The sequence below is a fragment of the Negativibacillus massiliensis genome (assembly GCF_900148495.1).
Classification (GTDB): Bacteria; Bacillota; Clostridia; order Oscillospirales; family Ruminococcaceae; genus Negativibacillus; species Negativibacillus massiliensis.
Map to the genome: position 1 here is coordinate 138,937 of NZ_FTRU01000008.1, position 16,493 is coordinate 155,429.

Consider the following 16,493-nt stretch of genomic DNA (forward strand, 5'->3'; position numbering starts at 1 on the left):
TATTATAAGTCTTCTCTTTAGTATACTCTATCTTGAAATCCTTTGCAAATATCCTCGAATTCTTTTTGTGTGCAGAAAATCAGGCGGTTTTTCTGATTGCACCATTCTTTGCAGGCAAGGGCACTGCGTTCCTCCAGACCGCAGTCGATGACAAAGGCAAGCTGTACCTCCGGACTCCACAGTGCGACCTCCTGAAAATAAGTAAGTACCTGTTCGACATTGCCAATGCTGCCATGAAGCGGCATGACACAAAAGCTGGCGGGATGCTTTTTGGGGCGGCGAAGCCAGATGGACAACAGTTCTCCAAGCTGAACCACCCCCAAAATACCCAGAAGCATAATTCCCCATTGCAGGAATACTTCCATACAGACGACTCTCCTTTCTGTGCTTTGATTGCTGCGGTATTTTTCCGCATACATTTTTACTATTATCTTATGTTTCAGGGTGGATTTTGGTTTGTTCTTTTGATAATTTTGAAGAAAGAACTTTTCTAAACCCGTTTTATCTGGTAGAATGATAACAGATCATTTTACCGTGAAAGGGATGGGTATCAAATGAAAAAAGATCGTCTGTTAAAAGCAGCTGCGCTTGGTGCAGCACTCATTACCTGCCTGAGCGGTTTTACCTCTCGGCCGGTTACTCAGAATAAATTGCCGGACGTATTAAATCCTCTGGCGAAAACAATGGCTGAGGTGGCAGATGGAATTTCCAAAGCAAAAACAATCAGTTTTGGAAAGTTTGGTGGATATACCGACCAAACTACTCTGCTCAACCCAGACAGTGCAGGCAGTTTTGGCTCTCTGACTGTAAAAGAAACAACTCGCAGTAATCTGGAAAAAACAGAGCTTTCGTTTTCCAAGGCAAGTGGTATCATGACTCTGTTCGATTTTACATTGACAGCAAGTGAAAAACACACCATCACCATCGATTCGGACCTGTCCGGAAAAGCAAAGATTATTCTTACCAAGGACAACAAAACCATTACGCCGGTTTGGGAATCGACCGACGGAAAGCAGACAACAAAGACATTGACACTGGAAAAAGGACGTTATCGTGTTCGCCTGGTTGTATCCGAAGCCAGTGGAACGATTGCAGTTTCGGTGGATGAACCAAAGAGTCTGTTCTCCCATACTGTGGAGAAGGCAGAAAAGGCATACGACAAGATTTTGGACCCTGCCCTTGAAGAATACGAGCAGGCAATGGAAAAGGCGTATGACCGCTATGACCGTTCGATTGACAGCGCATCTGACCTGTATGGAGATGCAATGGACAAGGCAACGGATGATTATAACGAAAAGCTTGATCAGATCGGTGAATTTGAGTATTATACCTACCTTTCTGCAGAAGATGGGGAAGAGATGGACAAAGAGTATCAGAAGAGATATTCTAAGGTTGATAACGCTTATGAAGATGCAGTTTCGGACGCAGATCAGGATTATGATGAGCTGATCGAGCAGGCAGAAGGTTATCTGGAAGAACGGATTTCCAAAGCAGAAGAAGCGTTGGAAAAAGCAGAAAAACAGGCACAAAAAGCCTGGGATGCAGTAATCGGATAAAAGGTAAAATAAAAAACTGGTGTGCAGGATGCATACCAGTTTTTTTAGTGATTTTATGAAGAAGCAATCATGGGAACCGAACACAGCGGATAGCCATCCAGAGAAAAAAGTGTCTGTGCATATACTCTGCCAGGCTGAGCAGGAGCGTAAGCAAATGGTTCACACAGTACAGTAGCGGTAAGTCGGGCTGATTCTCCGGATTTTAAGGGGACAAAAGCCTCGTAAGCAGGCTTTAACATCAGTTCTGATTCAATTCCGTTTTCCTGAAGCTTATCACCTGCCAGAGTAATGCTTGAAGGAATATCCGGCAGAGGGGTCATCGAGTAGCTTTCAAAGCATTTGTCGTACAGGAAAGCATGAAGGCTCCAGTCGTCCTGTGCATTTAATGTAACGCAGATCAGTGTCATTCCGTCGCGCTCGGCGGCAGAAACAAGGCAGCGGCCGGCATCATCGGTAAATCCGGTCTTGACACCGATGCAGTCGGGATAAAGCTCGAGCAGTCGATTATAATTTTTGAGCCACCGCTCATAGGGTGGATCACCAAACTTCACTTTCATATTCGACTGGGAACAGATATAGGCAAAATCCTCGTTTTGCAGCGCAATGCGGGTGAGTTTTGCAAGGTCAAAGGCAGTGGAATAATGGTCTGGTGCATCCAATCCGCAGGCAGTGACATAGTGGGTGTCCGAAAGTCCCAATTCCTCTGCCTTTTGGTTCATTGCTTCTACAAATCCGTCAATACTCCCATACAGGCGTACACCGGCAGCGTTTGCGGCATCGTTTCCGGAGGGAAGCATCATTCCGCATGCAAGGGAGTACAGAGAAACAAGGTCACCTTCCGTCAGCCCCATAGAAGAACCCTCTACCTGAATAGCATCCGAATCTACCATAAAGTATTCGTCAAGATTTTCCTGCTCCAAAACCATCAGTGCGCCGATAATTTTGGTGGTACTTGCCATGGCAAGGCGCTCGTGGATATTTTTCCCGTACAATACCCGACCGGTGGTGGCTTCCATCACAATATAAGCGCTGGCGGAGCGATCTTCTTTTTGATACAGGGGATATTCCTCCAGAGAAACCGGAGAAAGTGTAAGCGCCTGTTCGTTTGTTTTGGCAAAGGCTTGTAAACTCAGTGCAGAAAACAAGAGAACAGAACAAAGACAGGAAAAAACTTTTTTTAACTTCAAGGGCATCACTCCTTTTGATCAAAGAACAGTACAGGTTATGTGAAGGAAAAGAAAAATATACCTGAAACAGAAAAAGGAAGAGCCGAAGCTTTTAATTGCTTCGGCTCTTCCTTTGTTCAGGAGGAATAGGAATAGAAAAGAAAATGGGGTTATCCAAGTAAAACAGGCTGGAGCTGTTTTTCTTCCAGTGCAGACTCGATGGAAGGAATCAGTTTGGTAAAGTCCGCGACAATGGAAGTTGGCTTGCTCTGCGCATTGTCCTGCGCCATCGGGACAAAGAAGATGTGTCGGTTGTTAAACAGAGTACCGATGTTTTTTGCAGAACTTGCCAGCGCATCATTGGTGGAAACAGCGATGACAACCGGTCTGGCATTGCGCAGATGAGCTTTTACGGCAAGGGTGACACTGGTATCATAAATGCCGTTTGCAAGCTTTCCAAGGGTGTTTCCGGTGCATGGGGCAACTACCAGCACATCCAAAAGTTTTTTAGGGCCGATTGGTTCTGCGTCGAAGATGGTATGTATGATCTCGTGATTGCAGATTTTCTGGATCTGAGCCCGGAAGTCTTTGGCCAGACCAAAACGGGTATCAATGGAATAAGCGTTTGGGGACATGATGGGAATGACTTCCCAGTTTGGATGCTGCGCAACTGCTTCCAGCTGGGAGATGACCTGAGAAAAAGTACAGAAGGAACCGGTAAAGGCAAATCCGACCTGAACCGGTTTTTGTAATGTTGTTGTCAAGAAAATTCACCTCAATCGATCAGGATTATGCAATGGATCTTATCATATTTATTACCGTTTGACAGATAATGTTACCGGCAGTGATCGGAGCAACCTTGCCAGGAAGGGAAAGTGCCCAGATCGTCTTGCGGCCAAGTTCTGAGGCAGTTTCAAAATCGATGCCGCCAGGGCGGGAGGCAAGGTCAATCATCAGGCAATCCTCCGGTACCATGCTCAGCAGATCTCGGTCAAAGATAATGTGAGGGATGGTGTTAAACAAAATTTCCTGTTTGGGGAGAACCATAGGAAGCTCGGAAAGGTGGCAGCTGGAAAGTCCCAGTGTTCTTGCAAAGGCAAGGTCTCCTTCCTTGCGTGCAGCGATAGTGACATGCGCACCAAAGCCTTTTAACAACAAAGCAAGCGCTTTGGCACAGCGACCAAATCCGGTAATCAGGCAGTTGCTTTCCCAAAGGGTGCTTGCACGTTCGGAAAGAGCCAAAGCCACAGCCCCTTCGGCAGTAGGAACCGCATTGAGTACTGCCATTTCTTCCCGTTTCAGATAGTCAGAAATGGAAAGTCCCAGCTGTTCTGCTTTTTGCAGGTCACCAGAAGAAACCTTGCCGCCAAAAATCAAGGCATCCTTTTTGCAGAAGGAAAGGACAACCGAAAGGGAAACAGATTGGTCACTTAAAGGGGCGTTTAAGAAGGCTTCATTGATGCTGACCGGCAGCGGAAGGATAACGACGTCACAATCAGAAAGTTTTGTCAGGTCATCGCAGCAAAGTTCGGGGGAAAGAAACTGGGGAAAATGCTCCAGAAAAAAAGCTTTGACACAAAATCCCTGCTCGGAGAGCTTTTTGGCAAGTGCTGCCTGGCGGAGATCTCCGCCCACGACACCAAAGCAGGTATTGGGGGATAAGCTGTTCACAAAGACCACCTCCATGGGAAACAAAAAAGATAAGGATACTTTATCTTATGAAAATCTTCAAATTTGGTTAAAAGATGGATTTGAAGGCTTGGAATCTGAAAAAAGAGGTTTGCCTGCATCAAAGATTTTGGTATAATGGGAAGAAGAAAATAAGACGAATGAAATACCGGGAGATGAGATAGAATATGGCAAAACAGAAACCATTAAAAAAGGACCGTCTGGCAGGCAAAAAGCTCTATCAGACAGAGAAGAAAAAGCCGTTTTATGCCCAGATGCAGCCGCGTCAGAAACAGAAACCAAAGAAAAACCATCCATTCGGAGATGGATGGGAGATTGCTGACGACTATGAGGAGGAAATAATTCCTGCCGGAGAATATCAGGCAGAATGTATTGGATTAAATGAGGACGGAAACGGAATTATCCGCATTGAAGGGAAAAAACTGAGTGTAGAGGGAGTGCTTCCTCATGAACAGGTTACGGTGGAGGTATCCGGAAAGAGAAAGCTGCATACCAAACTGATTCGCGTTCAGAAGGCAGCAGAAAACAGAGTAAGTCCAAAATGTCCGGTCTTTTATCTGTGCGGAGGGTGCCGCCTGCAGCATCTGTCCTATGATGGACAGCTTGAATACAAACAGCAAAGTGTTGAACGCCTGATGAAGGAACATATCGATGCCGGAGCAAAATTTTATCAGATTTTGGGAATGCAGGAACCGTGGCGCTACCGCAACAAGAGCCATTCGACCTTCAGCATGAACGCAAAGCGTCAGATTATCTCCGGAATTTATGAGGAGAACAGTCATCGCGTAGTAGCGGTCGACCACTGCATGATTCAGGATGAAAAGGCAGATGAAATTGTCCGCTCCATCCGACAGATCATGAAAGAGTGCAAGCTTCTCCCGTTTGATGAGGATAACGAAACTGGTTTATTGCGTCATGTGCTGATTCGCCGCGGCTTTGAAAGCGGTCAGACCATGGTTGTTCTGGTTACTGCTTCGATGGTATTTCCGGCAAGAAGCAAATTTGTTTCCCTGCTTCGGGAGAAACATCCGGAGATTACCACCATCGTGATGAACTGTAATCCAAAAAAGACCAGCATGGTTCTGGGAGATCAGGAACGTGTGCTGTACGGCAAAGGCTGGATTGAAGACACATTGTGTGGAAAGCGCTTCCGGATTTCTTCCAAATCGTTCTATCAGGTAAATCCATCACAGACCGAAGTGCTGTACAGCCGCGCTTTGCAGATGGCAGGATTGAGCGGGAAAGAGCGTGTACTGGATGCTTACTGCGGAATTGGAACCATCTCGCTGATTGCGGCGGACAAGGCACAGGAAGTGATCGGTGTTGAGCTAAACCGCGACGCTGTAAAGGACACCATCGGCAACGCAAAGCAGAATAACAGCAAAAATGTACGATTCTTCTGCGATGACGCAGGACACTTTATGACCGAGATGGCCGCACGAGGAGAAAAGGTGGATGTTGTCTTTATGGACCCACCGAGAAACGGAAGCGATGAAGCGTTTTTGCAGTCAGTATGCCGATTGAAGCCAAAGAAGGTAGTTTATATTTCCTGCAACCCACAGACTCAGAAAAGGGATTTGAAAACCCTGACAGCAGGTGGATATAAGGTAAAGGAAATTCAGCCGGTTGATATGTTCCCACAGACAGCACACTGTGAAAATATCTGTCTTTTGACACGAAACTAGGAGAGAGTCTTATTATGAAGCGACCCCAAATTAAAATCAAACTGGTGGACCGTTTGGGAAAATGTGGTTGCCATCATGGGCATAAGGTCGGGGATGTTTTCGACTATGATACCCAAAGAGGAGAGCTTTGTCCGATGGCAGCCCATGTTGCCTTTCCTTATGTTGAAATTTTGCGTTATGGAGGGACAGTTCCGGTCAGTAAGGCGGGAGATATCCGCTTTTGCTGCCCGGATGTAGATGTCATCAATGTTTTTTCACTGGAAGTGGTGAAGCAAGATGAAGAAAAAAATAAATTTACTTTTTTTACTGTCCGTACTTGCGGTAGGATGTGGCTTTTATTGGAAAAGACAGCAGGACAAAAACAGGGAATATCATAAAAAATGTCTGTATCTTGCCGTTTTGGATGATGCCATTGCCCGTCTGGAACTGGAAGGGAAAGAAATCTCTGGAAAGAAGATACGATTTCCTTCCAGAGAGGACTCACTGTGGTATCGTTACGAACTGTTCCTGCAGATGTATGCAAAGGAAAAGAAGATAGTTTCTGATGTAATCAGGCAGTCGGAAGAAAGGCTCAGGCAGGATAAAGAAGAGAAAAATTTATGATCTGTTTAAAGCAGGTGATAGTATGATAAGATATGGTTTGTCAAAGCAGGATGGCCGTATTTTGTTTGAACCTCAGGAAGAACAAAGCAGCATTTTACTGATGACATTTGATCAGTTTCAAAAAGAAAAAAAGTATCCTCATCATCTCGTCCTGGAAAAAAGCATCCGTACAGCACGTTACTGTAAGGTGGAAATTTTTGCCGAGTGTGTGCAGGGAACAATATGTATTCCCAAAAAGCAGGAAGAAGGAAAAGAAAAACTGATCTTTGGTTTTTATCTTAATCAGGAAGGAATTTTACTGGTTGGAGATGAAAAAAGGCTCTCTGCCCTGATTGGGAAGATGAGCCAAAGTGTTCGTGGGTGTATGACACCGCGCTATTTTCTGCTTTTACTGCTGGAATTTTTGATTGCGGAAGATGTTTTGTACCTTCAAACCATCGAGGATCGAATCAGTGGATTTGAAGAAAAACTTCTGGAAAAGATTCCAGATCATTTTTATCAAAGCATTATTTCCTGCCGTAAAGAGATCAGCGTCTACCATTCCTACTATGAGCAGCTGATGAATCTGAGCGACCAGATACAGGAATTTTTGTCCGACCAGACGCCGGCAGAGGAATTGAGAGCCTGGCAGATGTATGCAAACCGTACAGAGCGGCTGCACAACCATGTAGAAATGCTTCGGGAGTATGTTGTCCAGCTGCGGGAATTATACCAGTCCAGAATTGATATGGAGCAAAACCGTATCATGACATTGCTTACCGTGGTGACAACTCTTTTCATGCCGCTTACTTTGATTGCAGGATGGTATGGGATGAATTTTGTAAATATGCCGGCATTGAGCTGGAAATATGGATATCCGGCAGTGATCGTAATAAGCATCCTCATTATTGTGCTGGAAGTGATTTATTTTAGAAAAAAGAAAATGCTGTAAAAGAAAAAAAGCTGGTCAAACGACCAGCTTTTTTATGTGGGATTATTTTCTTTTCAGAGCAACAAAGCCTACGCCAGCAAGAACAGCAGCTGCTGCAGCAACGCCGACAAAATCTTCTGCGCCGGTATCAGGGTTTACCTTATCGCTTTCATCCGGAACAGGAGTTTCTTCTTCTGGTTCTTCTGGGGTTTCTTCTTCAGTATCCTCGTCTGCTGGGGTTTCATCCTCGGTGCCGAGTTCATCGGTAGCAAGAACGTAGTTTCCAAGAGCAAAGGTGTTGACGCTCAAAGCCAGTGTCATGGAAGCAGCCAGAGCGAGTGTGAGCAATTTTTTCATAGGTACATACCTCCATAAAATTATTTTATATTGAGCATCCGAAGATCATTAGGCTTTGGCAAGAGCCTGTGTCAGATCCTCGATGATGTCATCGATATTTTCAATACCTACCGACAGACGGATTAATCCCGGATTGATTCCGGCAGCAACCAGCTGCTCATCGGTGAGCTGACGGTGGGTGGAGCTTGCCGGGTGCAGTACCAAGGTGCGAACATCTGCAACATGGACAACCAGAGAAGCCAGTTTTACGTTGTCGATGAAACGAACCGCAGCATCACGTCCGCCTTTGATGCTGAATGCAATGACGCCGCTGCATCCTTTTGGCAGATATTTCTGAGCAAGTTCTTTGTAAGGACTGTTGTCAAGAGTTGGGTAATTGACCGATTCAACCTTGTCGCAGGAAGCCAGGAAGTGTGCTACGCGATCTGCATTCTGGCAGTGACGCTCCATACGAAGAGCCAGAGTTTCCAATCCGTGGTTGAGCAGGAAAGCATCCTGTGCAGAAGGATAGCATCCAAGGTCACGCATCAGCTGAACACGAGCTTTGGTGATATAAGCGGCATTTCCAAAGTCGCGGGTATAAACAACGCCGTGATAGGATTCGTCCGGCTGGGTAAATTCTGGGAAGTTTCCGTTTGTCCAGTCAAATTTTCCGCTGTCTACAATGACACCGCCAAGCTGGGTTGCGTGTCCATCCATATATTTGGTGGTGGAGTGGATGACGATATCTGCGCCAAACTCAAATGGGCGGCAGAGAATCGGTGTAGCAAAGGTATTGTCCACAATCAGTGGAACACCGTGAGAATGAGCCACATGTGCCATCTTTTCAATATCCAGTACAGCGATTGCAGGATTTGCGATGGTCTCAGCAAAGACAGCTTTTGTGTTTGGACGAAGCTGTTTTTTCAGTTCTTCTTCGCTTGCATCAGCGTCAACGAAGGAAACTTCGATGCCAAATCGTTTTAATGTTACAGCAAAGAGATTGATGGTTCCGCCATAGATGGTGGAGGTGCACAGGATGTGATCCCCACAGGAGAGAATATTGAGCACGCTGATGAGCGATGCGGCCTGTCCGGAGGTGGTGCACAGTGCGCCGACACCGCCCTCAAGAGCGGCGATTTTTGCCTCGACAGCAGCAACTGTCGGGTTGGAGATGCGCGAGTACATGTGTCCGTCAGCAGTCAGGTCAAACAGCTTTGCAACCTGTGCGGTGGATTCATATTTATACGTAGTGCTCTGATAGATCGGCAGGGTCAACGGTTCACCGTTTCCTGGTGTATAGCCGGCGTGCAGGCACTGAGTTTCAATCTTCATTGTTATCACCCTTTCCAGCTTCATTGTAGCACGGCCTGTATTTTTTTGCAAGAATACCAAAAAATGTTTTACAATTTCGTCAAAGTGTTTTGGGTTTACAAAAATAAAACAGGAATTTTTTACCTGATTCAAATTTTGCCGTGAATTGGTTGCTTTTTTAAAAAGGGGGGTATATAATAAAGATATTTCCAGGGAGGGGAATGTTTCCTATTTATTAGGAAGGATCTGGCTTCTTGGAAAAGCAAAACAAGTGGGGAGGGAATTGTGATGAAAAGATTGATCGCAGCAGCGGCAGCGATGATGATCTGCCTGTGTTCGGCTCCGGTGAGCGCGTCGAGCGCAAAAGCAGTGTTTGATTTTGGTGACGACGCATTTTTTGCAGTAAAGATGCAGGAAAACGAAAGCGTATATCTTGAGCTTGACACAACCTATGATAAGCAGCTGTCCCAGAGCCTGTTTGAGCAGACCGGAATGGAAGCGGACCGTTTTTACCGCTTTGATACCGGCGAGCAGGAATTTTTGCGCACAGGCGAACTGTTTTTGCAGGCAGAGGAAGGACAGACCCTGTATCAGATTGAAGAAGACGGCAGCTTTTCTCAGATGGAAGCTGAGTATGTACAGGATGGAATGTATGTTGGAAAAGACGGAAAGAAAATGAGCGGCTTTGTGGTACAGACAAAGGAGCTTGGGGAGTACGTCATTGCTGAGTAGGCGTTTTCTGGCATAAATCCGGCAAAAAAAGTCCCACACCCTGTAAAATTTGGTTGATTTTAGCGGACGAGTATGCTACAATGAAACCGTATATGATGGAGATTTATTAAATCTTCCCCATTTTTACCACACTGAGAACGTTCGAAACAGTAAGCCCGTCTTGTGGGAACTGTTTGATGGAGCGAGCGGGTCTCATACTTAAAAAAGGAGCGATAACGTTATGAACAAGAAAGTAGTTTCCCTGGCAGTTGCTGCAATGCTGACCATCGGTTCTTCCATCAGCGTAAATGCAAGCTGTCTGAAAGACGCAGTAAGCCGCGATAACGGTTCTTCTCTGAAAGGTTCTGCTAGCCGCGACAACGGTTCTTCCCTGAAAGGTTCCGCTAGCCGTGACAATGGTACATCCCTGAAATCTTCTGCATCCAGAGATAACGGCACATCCCTGAAATCCTCTGCATCCAGAGATAATGGTACATCCCTGAAATCTTCTGCATCCAGAGACAACGGTACATCCCTGAAATCTTCTGCATCCAGAGATAATGGTACATCCCTGAAATCTTCTGCATCCAGAGATAATGGTACATCCCTGAAATCTTCTGCATCCAGAGATAATGGTACATCCCTGAAATCTTCTGCATCCAGAGATAACGGTTCTTCCCTGAAAGGTTCTGCTAGCCGTGACAACGGTTCTTCCCTGAAAGGTTCCGCTAGCCGTGACAACGGTTCTTCCCTGAAAGGTTCCGCAAATCGCGACTGCGCTTGCTAATGATTAGAACATAACTGTAATAAATACAGATGAAAGACAGGTTCCCAGAATCGGGAGCCTGTTTTTTTATCTTTTTGCACCCTGTTTTAGGGGTGAAAACAAAACAGATGTTACATCAAAATGAGATTGTAACAAAAGAATTACAAAAAAATACAGGGTAAAAGTTGCTGGCTAAAATATGTTCAGAAACCGCATAAATAAAGGAAAAACTGTCTATTAACCATCAATAAAAATGACAGTGTTGTTACCAATTCGGGATAAAAATTACATTTTTTTTACGAAAAGGGGTTGCAATTTGGTTTTGGTTGTGATATATTAATGGCAGACCGAGGGAGATTGTGGAGAATCTTCCAAGGCAGTTATACGACGTATCGTTACTCAATGTTGTAAACAACATTTTGCACGATAGTATGTCGCATAACAAACAAATTAAATGTCCAAGGTTTTATTACAACCGGACAAAGAAAATTTTTAGGAGGAAGAAAGACTATGAAAAAAGTACTTTCCGTAGCTATGGCTTCTGCTATGGTACTGGGCATGGGCGCTAACGCTTTTGCTATCACCTACAATAGCGGTTCCAACGACACAGCTTCTTGGCCAAAAGGTTTTGCATTTGAAGGTTCCCTCTTTGTAACAAACAAAGACGGTGATATCATCAAAGAAGCAACAACCGACATCAACTCCAATAAAGCAGTTGATTTCGAACCAGGTGACGTTATCTGGATGCCTCTGTACGCTGATAATCAGAAAGTTTACACTGTTGATGGTGCTGTTGAAAACGGTCAGGATGAAGTTGCTGCTACAACAATTACTCTGAACGTTGCAGAACAGGGTCAGGCAAAAGTAGGTGAAGTTGAAGTTGATAAGAACGGTACAGTTCTTCCATTCAGCTACACTGATGAACTGAACAAAGTAGTTTACTACTACAACATGGTAAAACCAGGCAACAAAGATGGTTGGAGATATGTTGAACTGAAGAGTGGTGACTTCACAACTTATGCTAACGGCAGACAGGCTTCTGGTGCTGATCTGTATGAGAAAGTAGAAGCTCACACTGTTAAAGAAGAAGTTTCTGTAAAAGTTGCTCCAACACTGAGTGCAGATCCTTCTGCTTTCTCTGCTGGCACTACTACTATTAACTTCTCTAGCAATGTTGCATCTCTGTCTACTAGTGGTATGAGCATGAATGGTAGCACAGACAACTATTCCTTGGATGTAAAACTGTCTGCTGACAATGCATCTAAAGTTCTGAAAGATACTGATAACGATTCTAAAGCAACAAGATATCTTGCTAATGAACAGACAGTTACACTGAAATTCGGTGAAGACAACGACAGAATTTCTGATAATGTAACAATTACAGGTAGCAAAGAAACAGATGTTCCAGCAGGTACAGAACTGAAAGATGTTACTATCAAAGTTCGTCTGCCAAAAGTTGCAGGTGTTGATGAAAATGCTGGTACAATCAAACCAGGATATACCAACAATGTAAATGTTACTGAAACAGTAGTTTCCCATGGTCACTACACCGGCAACATCGACAAGAACTGGTCCATCAACCTGATCGAAAAATCCACCGGCGTTGCTGAACTGATCGAAAAAGCTGAGCTGTACAAAGCTACCGCTGCTGATTACACTTCTTACCACAAATACACCGATGAAATTGCTCCAAACGCAGTATACCTCAAGATCACTCTTGAAGACGAGTGGAAGACAACTTCTTCTGAAACTCTGAAATACTACGTATACGTAGCTAACAACAAATCCAACACCCAGAAAACAAACGAAGTTTGGGTTTCCGGTAAATATGCTAACACAGACGTTCGTGAAGTTTCCTTCGATTGGACAAACGACGCTTCCAAACCAGGTCTCTGGAAAGTAAAAGAAGGCAACGGCATCGCAGTATTTGACTTTGCTGATAAAGCATTCTTCTCCGTTAAAATGTACGAAGGCGAAACAATGTACCTCGACCTCAAGACAGCTTACGACAAAGCTATCGCTGGCGAAATGGATGCAGAAGCTGATTCCTTCTACAAATTCGACAACACAAACGCTAACTTCGCAAGAACTGGCGAACTGCTGATCGTTTCTAACGATTCTTCCCTGGTTCCATACCAGATTGATGAAGACGGCAACTTCGTTGCAGTTGACGCTGAATACGTTGAGAACTACGCAGTAGCTCACACCAACCAGAAAGTAAACGGCTTCGTATTCAACACAAAACAGCTCGGCAACTACGTTCTCTCCACTGAAGAACTCGGTGAAGAAGAAGAAGTAACTGAAGAACCAACAACTGAAGAACCAGTTGTTGAGGAACCAGTTGTTGAAGAACCAGTTGTTGAAGAAACCAACAAACCAAACCCAAACACTGGTGCTGAAGACTTCGTAGGTCTGGCAGTATCCCTGGCAGTAGTTTCCGTAGCAGCTGCTGGCGCTCTGGCTCTCAAAAAATAATTAAGTTTTAAATAACTTAGTTTAATATGAGTAGAAAAAATCCTCCCTTCGGGGAGGATTTTTTTTGTCCAGATTGAATCTGGACACTGTTTCGCGCTTTGGTTTTGTATGAGGTTGTAACCTCAGCACGCGGCGCTCGCTCGCGTTAACACACTCGCTCGTTCGTGCAAGCTGCCCGTCTTTGCGCCGTAGGCGAACAGCTTTGGTACTTTCTCAGAAAGTACAAGCTGGTTGTACAAATCCACCCTTTGGGGTATAATAAGGAAAAGAAATACTCGGAAAGGACGGGGATTTTATGGCAAGAAAACTTTCGCATAAAAAGGCGTTTCGCGCAAAACCTGGATTCTCCCGGCAGGATGTTAAAACTCGGGTAATGCAGGTGCTGAAACATCAAAAGCAGGAGCCAATTGGCATCCATGCGTTGGAAGTTAAGGTACAGTTAAAACATGACGAACGCCGTGAGTTTTATGATCTGCTGGAACAGATGCAAAAAAGCGGAGAGCTTTGGCGCAGAAGAAATTCGGTTGTGCTGAGCAAAAATCAGGGACTGATTCAGGCGCAGATCGTTACCCTGAACGAAAAGTTCGGATTTGCCCGCCCATTTATTGAAGGGGAACTACCGGCTGATAAGGCACAGGATATTTTCCTTCCCGGAAGATTTATGCTCGGAGCAATGCCGGGCGACACTGTTATGCTCCGTGTTGAGCCAAAGAAGGGCAAGGCGGAGGAAGGAGAAAATCGGGAAGGCGCTGTTGTACAGATTTTAAAGGAGAATGATGCACCATTTACTGGAGTGGTTGTCCGTCAGCCGGATGGATATTATCTGCGCCCGGACCGCCTGGCACGCTTTTTGCTGGAAATTGAAAAGGGACAGCTTCATGGTGCAAAGGATGGCGACAAGGTACTGGTGAAGATTACCCACCGCGGTGACAGCCACTTTTCCCACAAGGTTTCGGTGGTCAACACCTTTGGCAGCGCGCAGCTTGCGCAGGTTTGTTGTCAGGCAGTGCTTGCAAACTATAACGCACGCACCGAGTTTGATGAAGCTACCTTGTTGGAAGCGCAGAAAATCGCGGAACGCGGCATCCCGATTTCGGAACTTTCCGAACGTATGGACTTGACCGATATGGATATCTTTACCATTGACTCTTCCGACAGTAAGGACCTCGATGACGCAGTATCCCTCGAGGAGGACGAGGAGCATTTCTTCCTCGGTGTGCACATCGCTGACGTCAGCCACTATGTTCGCCAGGGCAGCCCGCTTGACCTTGAGGCTTACCGCCGCGGTACCAGCGTTTACTATGCAGATCAGGTAATTCCGATGCTGCCGAAAGAACTTTCCAACGGAATCTGTTCGCTCAATCCTGACGAGGTAAGACTCACCTTCTCGGCACTCATCACTTTAAAGAAGAGCGGCGAAATTGAAGGCTTCCGCTTTGTCAAGAGCTATATCCGTTCCCGCGTTAAGGGCGTTTACAGCGAGATCAACCAGATCTTGGACAACACTGCCCCACAGGAAATTGTGGAAAAATATGCTCAGCTGATTCCTCAGATTCAGTTGATGCAGAAGCTTGCGCACATCTTAAGAAAGCGCCGCTTTGACCGGGGAGCGATGAACATTAGTTCCAATGAATCTAAATTCATCATCGAAAACGGCAAAATCAAGGATATTGTTCCGCGTCCGGGCGGAGAAAGTGAGCGAATGATTGAAGAATTTATGCTCACCGCAAACGAAGCGGCGGCTACCCTTGCGATGGAACAGGAAATGCCATTTGTTTACCGTGTTCATGAGCAACCACCGGTTATCAAGGTAAATTTCCTGCATAATCTGTTGACAAAGCTTGGCGTTCCGGCAGAGAAACTTCTGCAAAATCCGCAGCCGAAGGATTTTGCGAATATTCTGGAAAGTGTTCGCGGAACCGAGCTGGAACCTGCGGTCAATGGGCAGCTTCTGCGTACTATGTCAAAAGCAATTTACTCCGAGTGGAATATCGGACACTTTGGTCTGGTGCTTGAAAATTATGCGCACTTTACTTCCCCAATCCGCCGCTATCCAGATTTGACGATCCACCGCATCCTGACAAGTTATTTAAACGGCATGCCAAAGGATAAGCTTAAAAAGCGCTATGGCAGCTTTGTGCCGGGTGCCAGCAAAAATTCCAGCCAGATGGAAGTCAACGCCATGAATATTGAGCGCGACTGCGAGGCCTGCTACAAGGCGGAATATATGTCCAGCTATATCGGTGAGCAATTCGAGGGAAGAATCACCGGAGTTGCCGCATATGGCTTCTATGTGGAGCTTGCAAACAGCGTGGAAGGCATGGTTTCGGTGCATGATCTGCCAATGGGAGAATATGTACTGGAGGAAGGTATTGAGCTTAAAGAAGCACGCAGTGGAGTGGTTTACCGGATCGGTCAGCAAGTACGGGTACAGGTTGCCTCGGTCGATGTTTCTGCTGGTCAGGTGAATTTCGTGCTGGCAGACTGAGTCTGGTACTTTCTGAGAAAGTACCAAAGCAGTTCGCATAATTAGTTAAGTGTATTTCGATAGCCTCGCTCTCGCGCAGATCGTTCGTCCTCCGGACTCTCTCGTTTGAGATCGCCGGAGGCAAACAAAAGTTTGCAGGGGTACGGGGGGTGCCCCCTGTGTAACAAAAACAAATAAAAAAGCAGTACATCAGTGGCTGGGCACTGTTTCGATGCTGTGGTGCGGCAGCACCACGGCGTAAGCCGTGCTTATTTGAACTAGAAAATATAGTAAAAGAGGAAAAACAAAAATGGAAATCGTTCTTTCCTATCATCCAATCAGAGAGGATGAAAAGCAGGCAATTTGCGAATGGGTATATGACGGCGAGTACAGTATTTATAATCTGCCTTCCTACGAGCAAATAAAGGAGAAAAACCTGGGGTTTGCAAACCCACAGAAGGAAAAGAATTTTTACACCTATTTTGACCATGACACTTTAGTGGGCTTTACCAACATTCTGGAGGAAGAGACCGAGGTATTCATTGGAATCGGTGTAAATCCAGATTGCTGCAGCAAAGGATATGGACAGAAAATACTGGAAATCGCATCCCAAATCTGTGCACAAAAATATCCGGGAAAACCTTTGTATCTGGAAGTCAGGACATGGAATGAACGAGCAATCCGGTGTTACCAGAAAGCGGGTTTTGTAATCGATGGGGATGTCATTGAACAGGAAACCTATATCGGCCGCAGTACCTTTTACAGGATGATAAAGAAGAATATTTGATTTTTAAGAATCAGATAACAAAAAACAC

At 45.4% G+C, this 16,493-nt stretch carries 15 protein-coding genes and 1 pseudogene; 10 read left to right on the forward strand and 6 right to left on the reverse strand.

What is annotated here, in order from left to right; translation table 11 throughout:
• Positions 1–17: 17 nt before the first annotated feature.
• Complete coding sequence (locus tag BQ5375_RS06755; RefSeq protein WP_022131773.1) at positions 18–365, reverse strand: hypothetical protein; 348 nt, start codon at positions 363–365, stop codon at positions 18–20.
• A 189-nt stretch (positions 366–554) separates the two neighbouring features.
• Here BQ5375_RS06755 and BQ5375_RS06760 point away from each other — a divergent pair, with 189 nt between their 5' ends.
• Positions 555–1,556: a hypothetical protein gene (locus tag BQ5375_RS06760; RefSeq protein WP_022131772.1), complete on the forward strand. Its 1,002-nt coding sequence runs from the start codon at positions 555–557 to the stop codon at positions 1,554–1,556.
• A 53-nt stretch (positions 1,557–1,609) separates the two neighbouring features.
• Here BQ5375_RS06760 and BQ5375_RS06765 read toward each other — a convergent pair whose 3' ends face one another.
• From BQ5375_RS06765 to dpsA, 3 genes are all read right to left on the reverse strand, one after another.
• A complete protein-coding gene (locus tag BQ5375_RS06765) occupies positions 1,610–2,743 on the reverse strand; it encodes a D-alanyl-D-alanine carboxypeptidase family protein (RefSeq protein ID WP_022131771.1) in 1,134 nt (377 codons plus the stop codon).
• Positions 2,744–2,892: 149 nt separating this feature from the next.
• Positions 2,893–3,486: a dipicolinate synthase subunit B gene (locus tag BQ5375_RS06770; protein WP_022131770.1), complete on the reverse strand. Its 594-nt coding sequence runs from the start codon at positions 3,484–3,486 to the stop codon at positions 2,893–2,895.
• Between the two features lie 25 nt (positions 3,487–3,511).
• Positions 3,512–4,393, reverse strand: coding sequence for a dipicolinate synthase subunit DpsA (gene dpsA, locus BQ5375_RS06775; RefSeq protein ID WP_022131769.1), 882 nt, complete (start codon positions 4,391–4,393; stop codon positions 3,512–3,514).
• 13 nt (positions 4,394–4,406) lie between these two features.
• Here dpsA and BQ5375_RS14585 point away from each other — a divergent pair, with 13 nt between their 5' ends.
• The 4 genes and pseudogenes from BQ5375_RS14585 (at position 4,407) to BQ5375_RS06795 (ending at position 7,630) form a co-directional block, all read left to right on the forward strand.
• Positions 4,407–4,529, forward strand: a complete 123-nt coding sequence (locus BQ5375_RS14585; protein WP_268876790.1) for a hypothetical protein — start codon at positions 4,407–4,409, stop codon at positions 4,527–4,529.
• Between the two features lie 49 nt (positions 4,530–4,578).
• Positions 4,579–6,096 (forward strand): 23S rRNA (uracil(1939)-C(5))-methyltransferase RlmD, encoded by a 1,518-nt coding sequence (gene rlmD, locus BQ5375_RS06780; RefSeq protein WP_022131768.1) that lies wholly within the window; start codon positions 4,579–4,581, stop codon positions 6,094–6,096.
• Positions 6,097–6,110: 14 nt separating this feature from the next.
• Positions 6,111–6,377, forward strand: a pseudogene (locus BQ5375_RS06785) (TIGR04076 family protein); the annotation flags it as partial.
• 344 nt (positions 6,378–6,721) lie between these two features.
• Positions 6,722–7,630, forward strand: coding sequence for a magnesium transporter CorA family protein (locus tag BQ5375_RS06795; protein ID WP_083687537.1), 909 nt, complete (start codon positions 6,722–6,724; stop codon positions 7,628–7,630).
• 42 nt (positions 7,631–7,672) lie between these two features.
• Here BQ5375_RS06795 and BQ5375_RS06800 read toward each other — a convergent pair whose 3' ends face one another.
• Positions 7,673–7,966 carry an NPXTG-anchored protein gene (locus tag BQ5375_RS06800; protein ID WP_076917624.1) on the reverse strand — a complete coding sequence of 98 codons (294 nt, stop codon included), beginning with the start codon at positions 7,964–7,966 and terminating at the stop codon, positions 7,673–7,675.
• Positions 7,967–8,014: 48 nt separating this feature from the next.
• A complete protein-coding gene (locus tag BQ5375_RS06805) occupies positions 8,015–9,280 on the reverse strand; it encodes an O-acetylhomoserine aminocarboxypropyltransferase/cysteine synthase family protein (protein ID WP_076918104.1) in 1,266 nt (421 codons plus the stop codon).
• 267 nt (positions 9,281–9,547) lie between these two features.
• On the opposite strand from BQ5375_RS06805, the gene BQ5375_RS06810 reads away from it, so the two are divergent.
• The 5 genes from BQ5375_RS06810 to BQ5375_RS06830 all read left to right on the forward strand — a co-directional run bounded on the left by BQ5375_RS06810 (position 9,548) and on the right by BQ5375_RS06830 (position 16,465).
• On the forward strand, positions 9,548–9,991 hold the full coding sequence (locus tag BQ5375_RS06810; protein ID WP_022131763.1) for a hypothetical protein: 444 nt from the start codon (positions 9,548–9,550) through the stop codon (positions 9,989–9,991).
• Between the two features lie 220 nt (positions 9,992–10,211).
• Positions 10,212–10,757: a hypothetical protein gene (locus BQ5375_RS06815; RefSeq protein ID WP_076917625.1), complete on the forward strand. Its 546-nt coding sequence runs from the start codon at positions 10,212–10,214 to the stop codon at positions 10,755–10,757.
• A 489-nt stretch (positions 10,758–11,246) separates the two neighbouring features.
• Positions 11,247–13,211, forward strand: coding sequence for a hypothetical protein (locus tag BQ5375_RS06820; RefSeq protein WP_076917626.1), 1,965 nt, complete (start codon positions 11,247–11,249; stop codon positions 13,209–13,211).
• A 295-nt stretch (positions 13,212–13,506) separates the two neighbouring features.
• On the forward strand, positions 13,507–15,699 hold the full coding sequence (rnr, locus tag BQ5375_RS06825) for a ribonuclease R (RefSeq protein WP_076917627.1): 2,193 nt from the start codon (positions 13,507–13,509) through the stop codon (positions 15,697–15,699).
• Between the two features lie 289 nt (positions 15,700–15,988).
• The gene (locus tag BQ5375_RS06830) at positions 15,989–16,465 is read left to right on the forward strand and encodes a GNAT family N-acetyltransferase (RefSeq protein WP_022132306.1); all 477 of its coding nucleotides are present in this window, start codon (positions 15,989–15,991) and stop codon (positions 16,463–16,465) included.
• Positions 16,466–16,493: the final 28 nt, after the last annotated feature.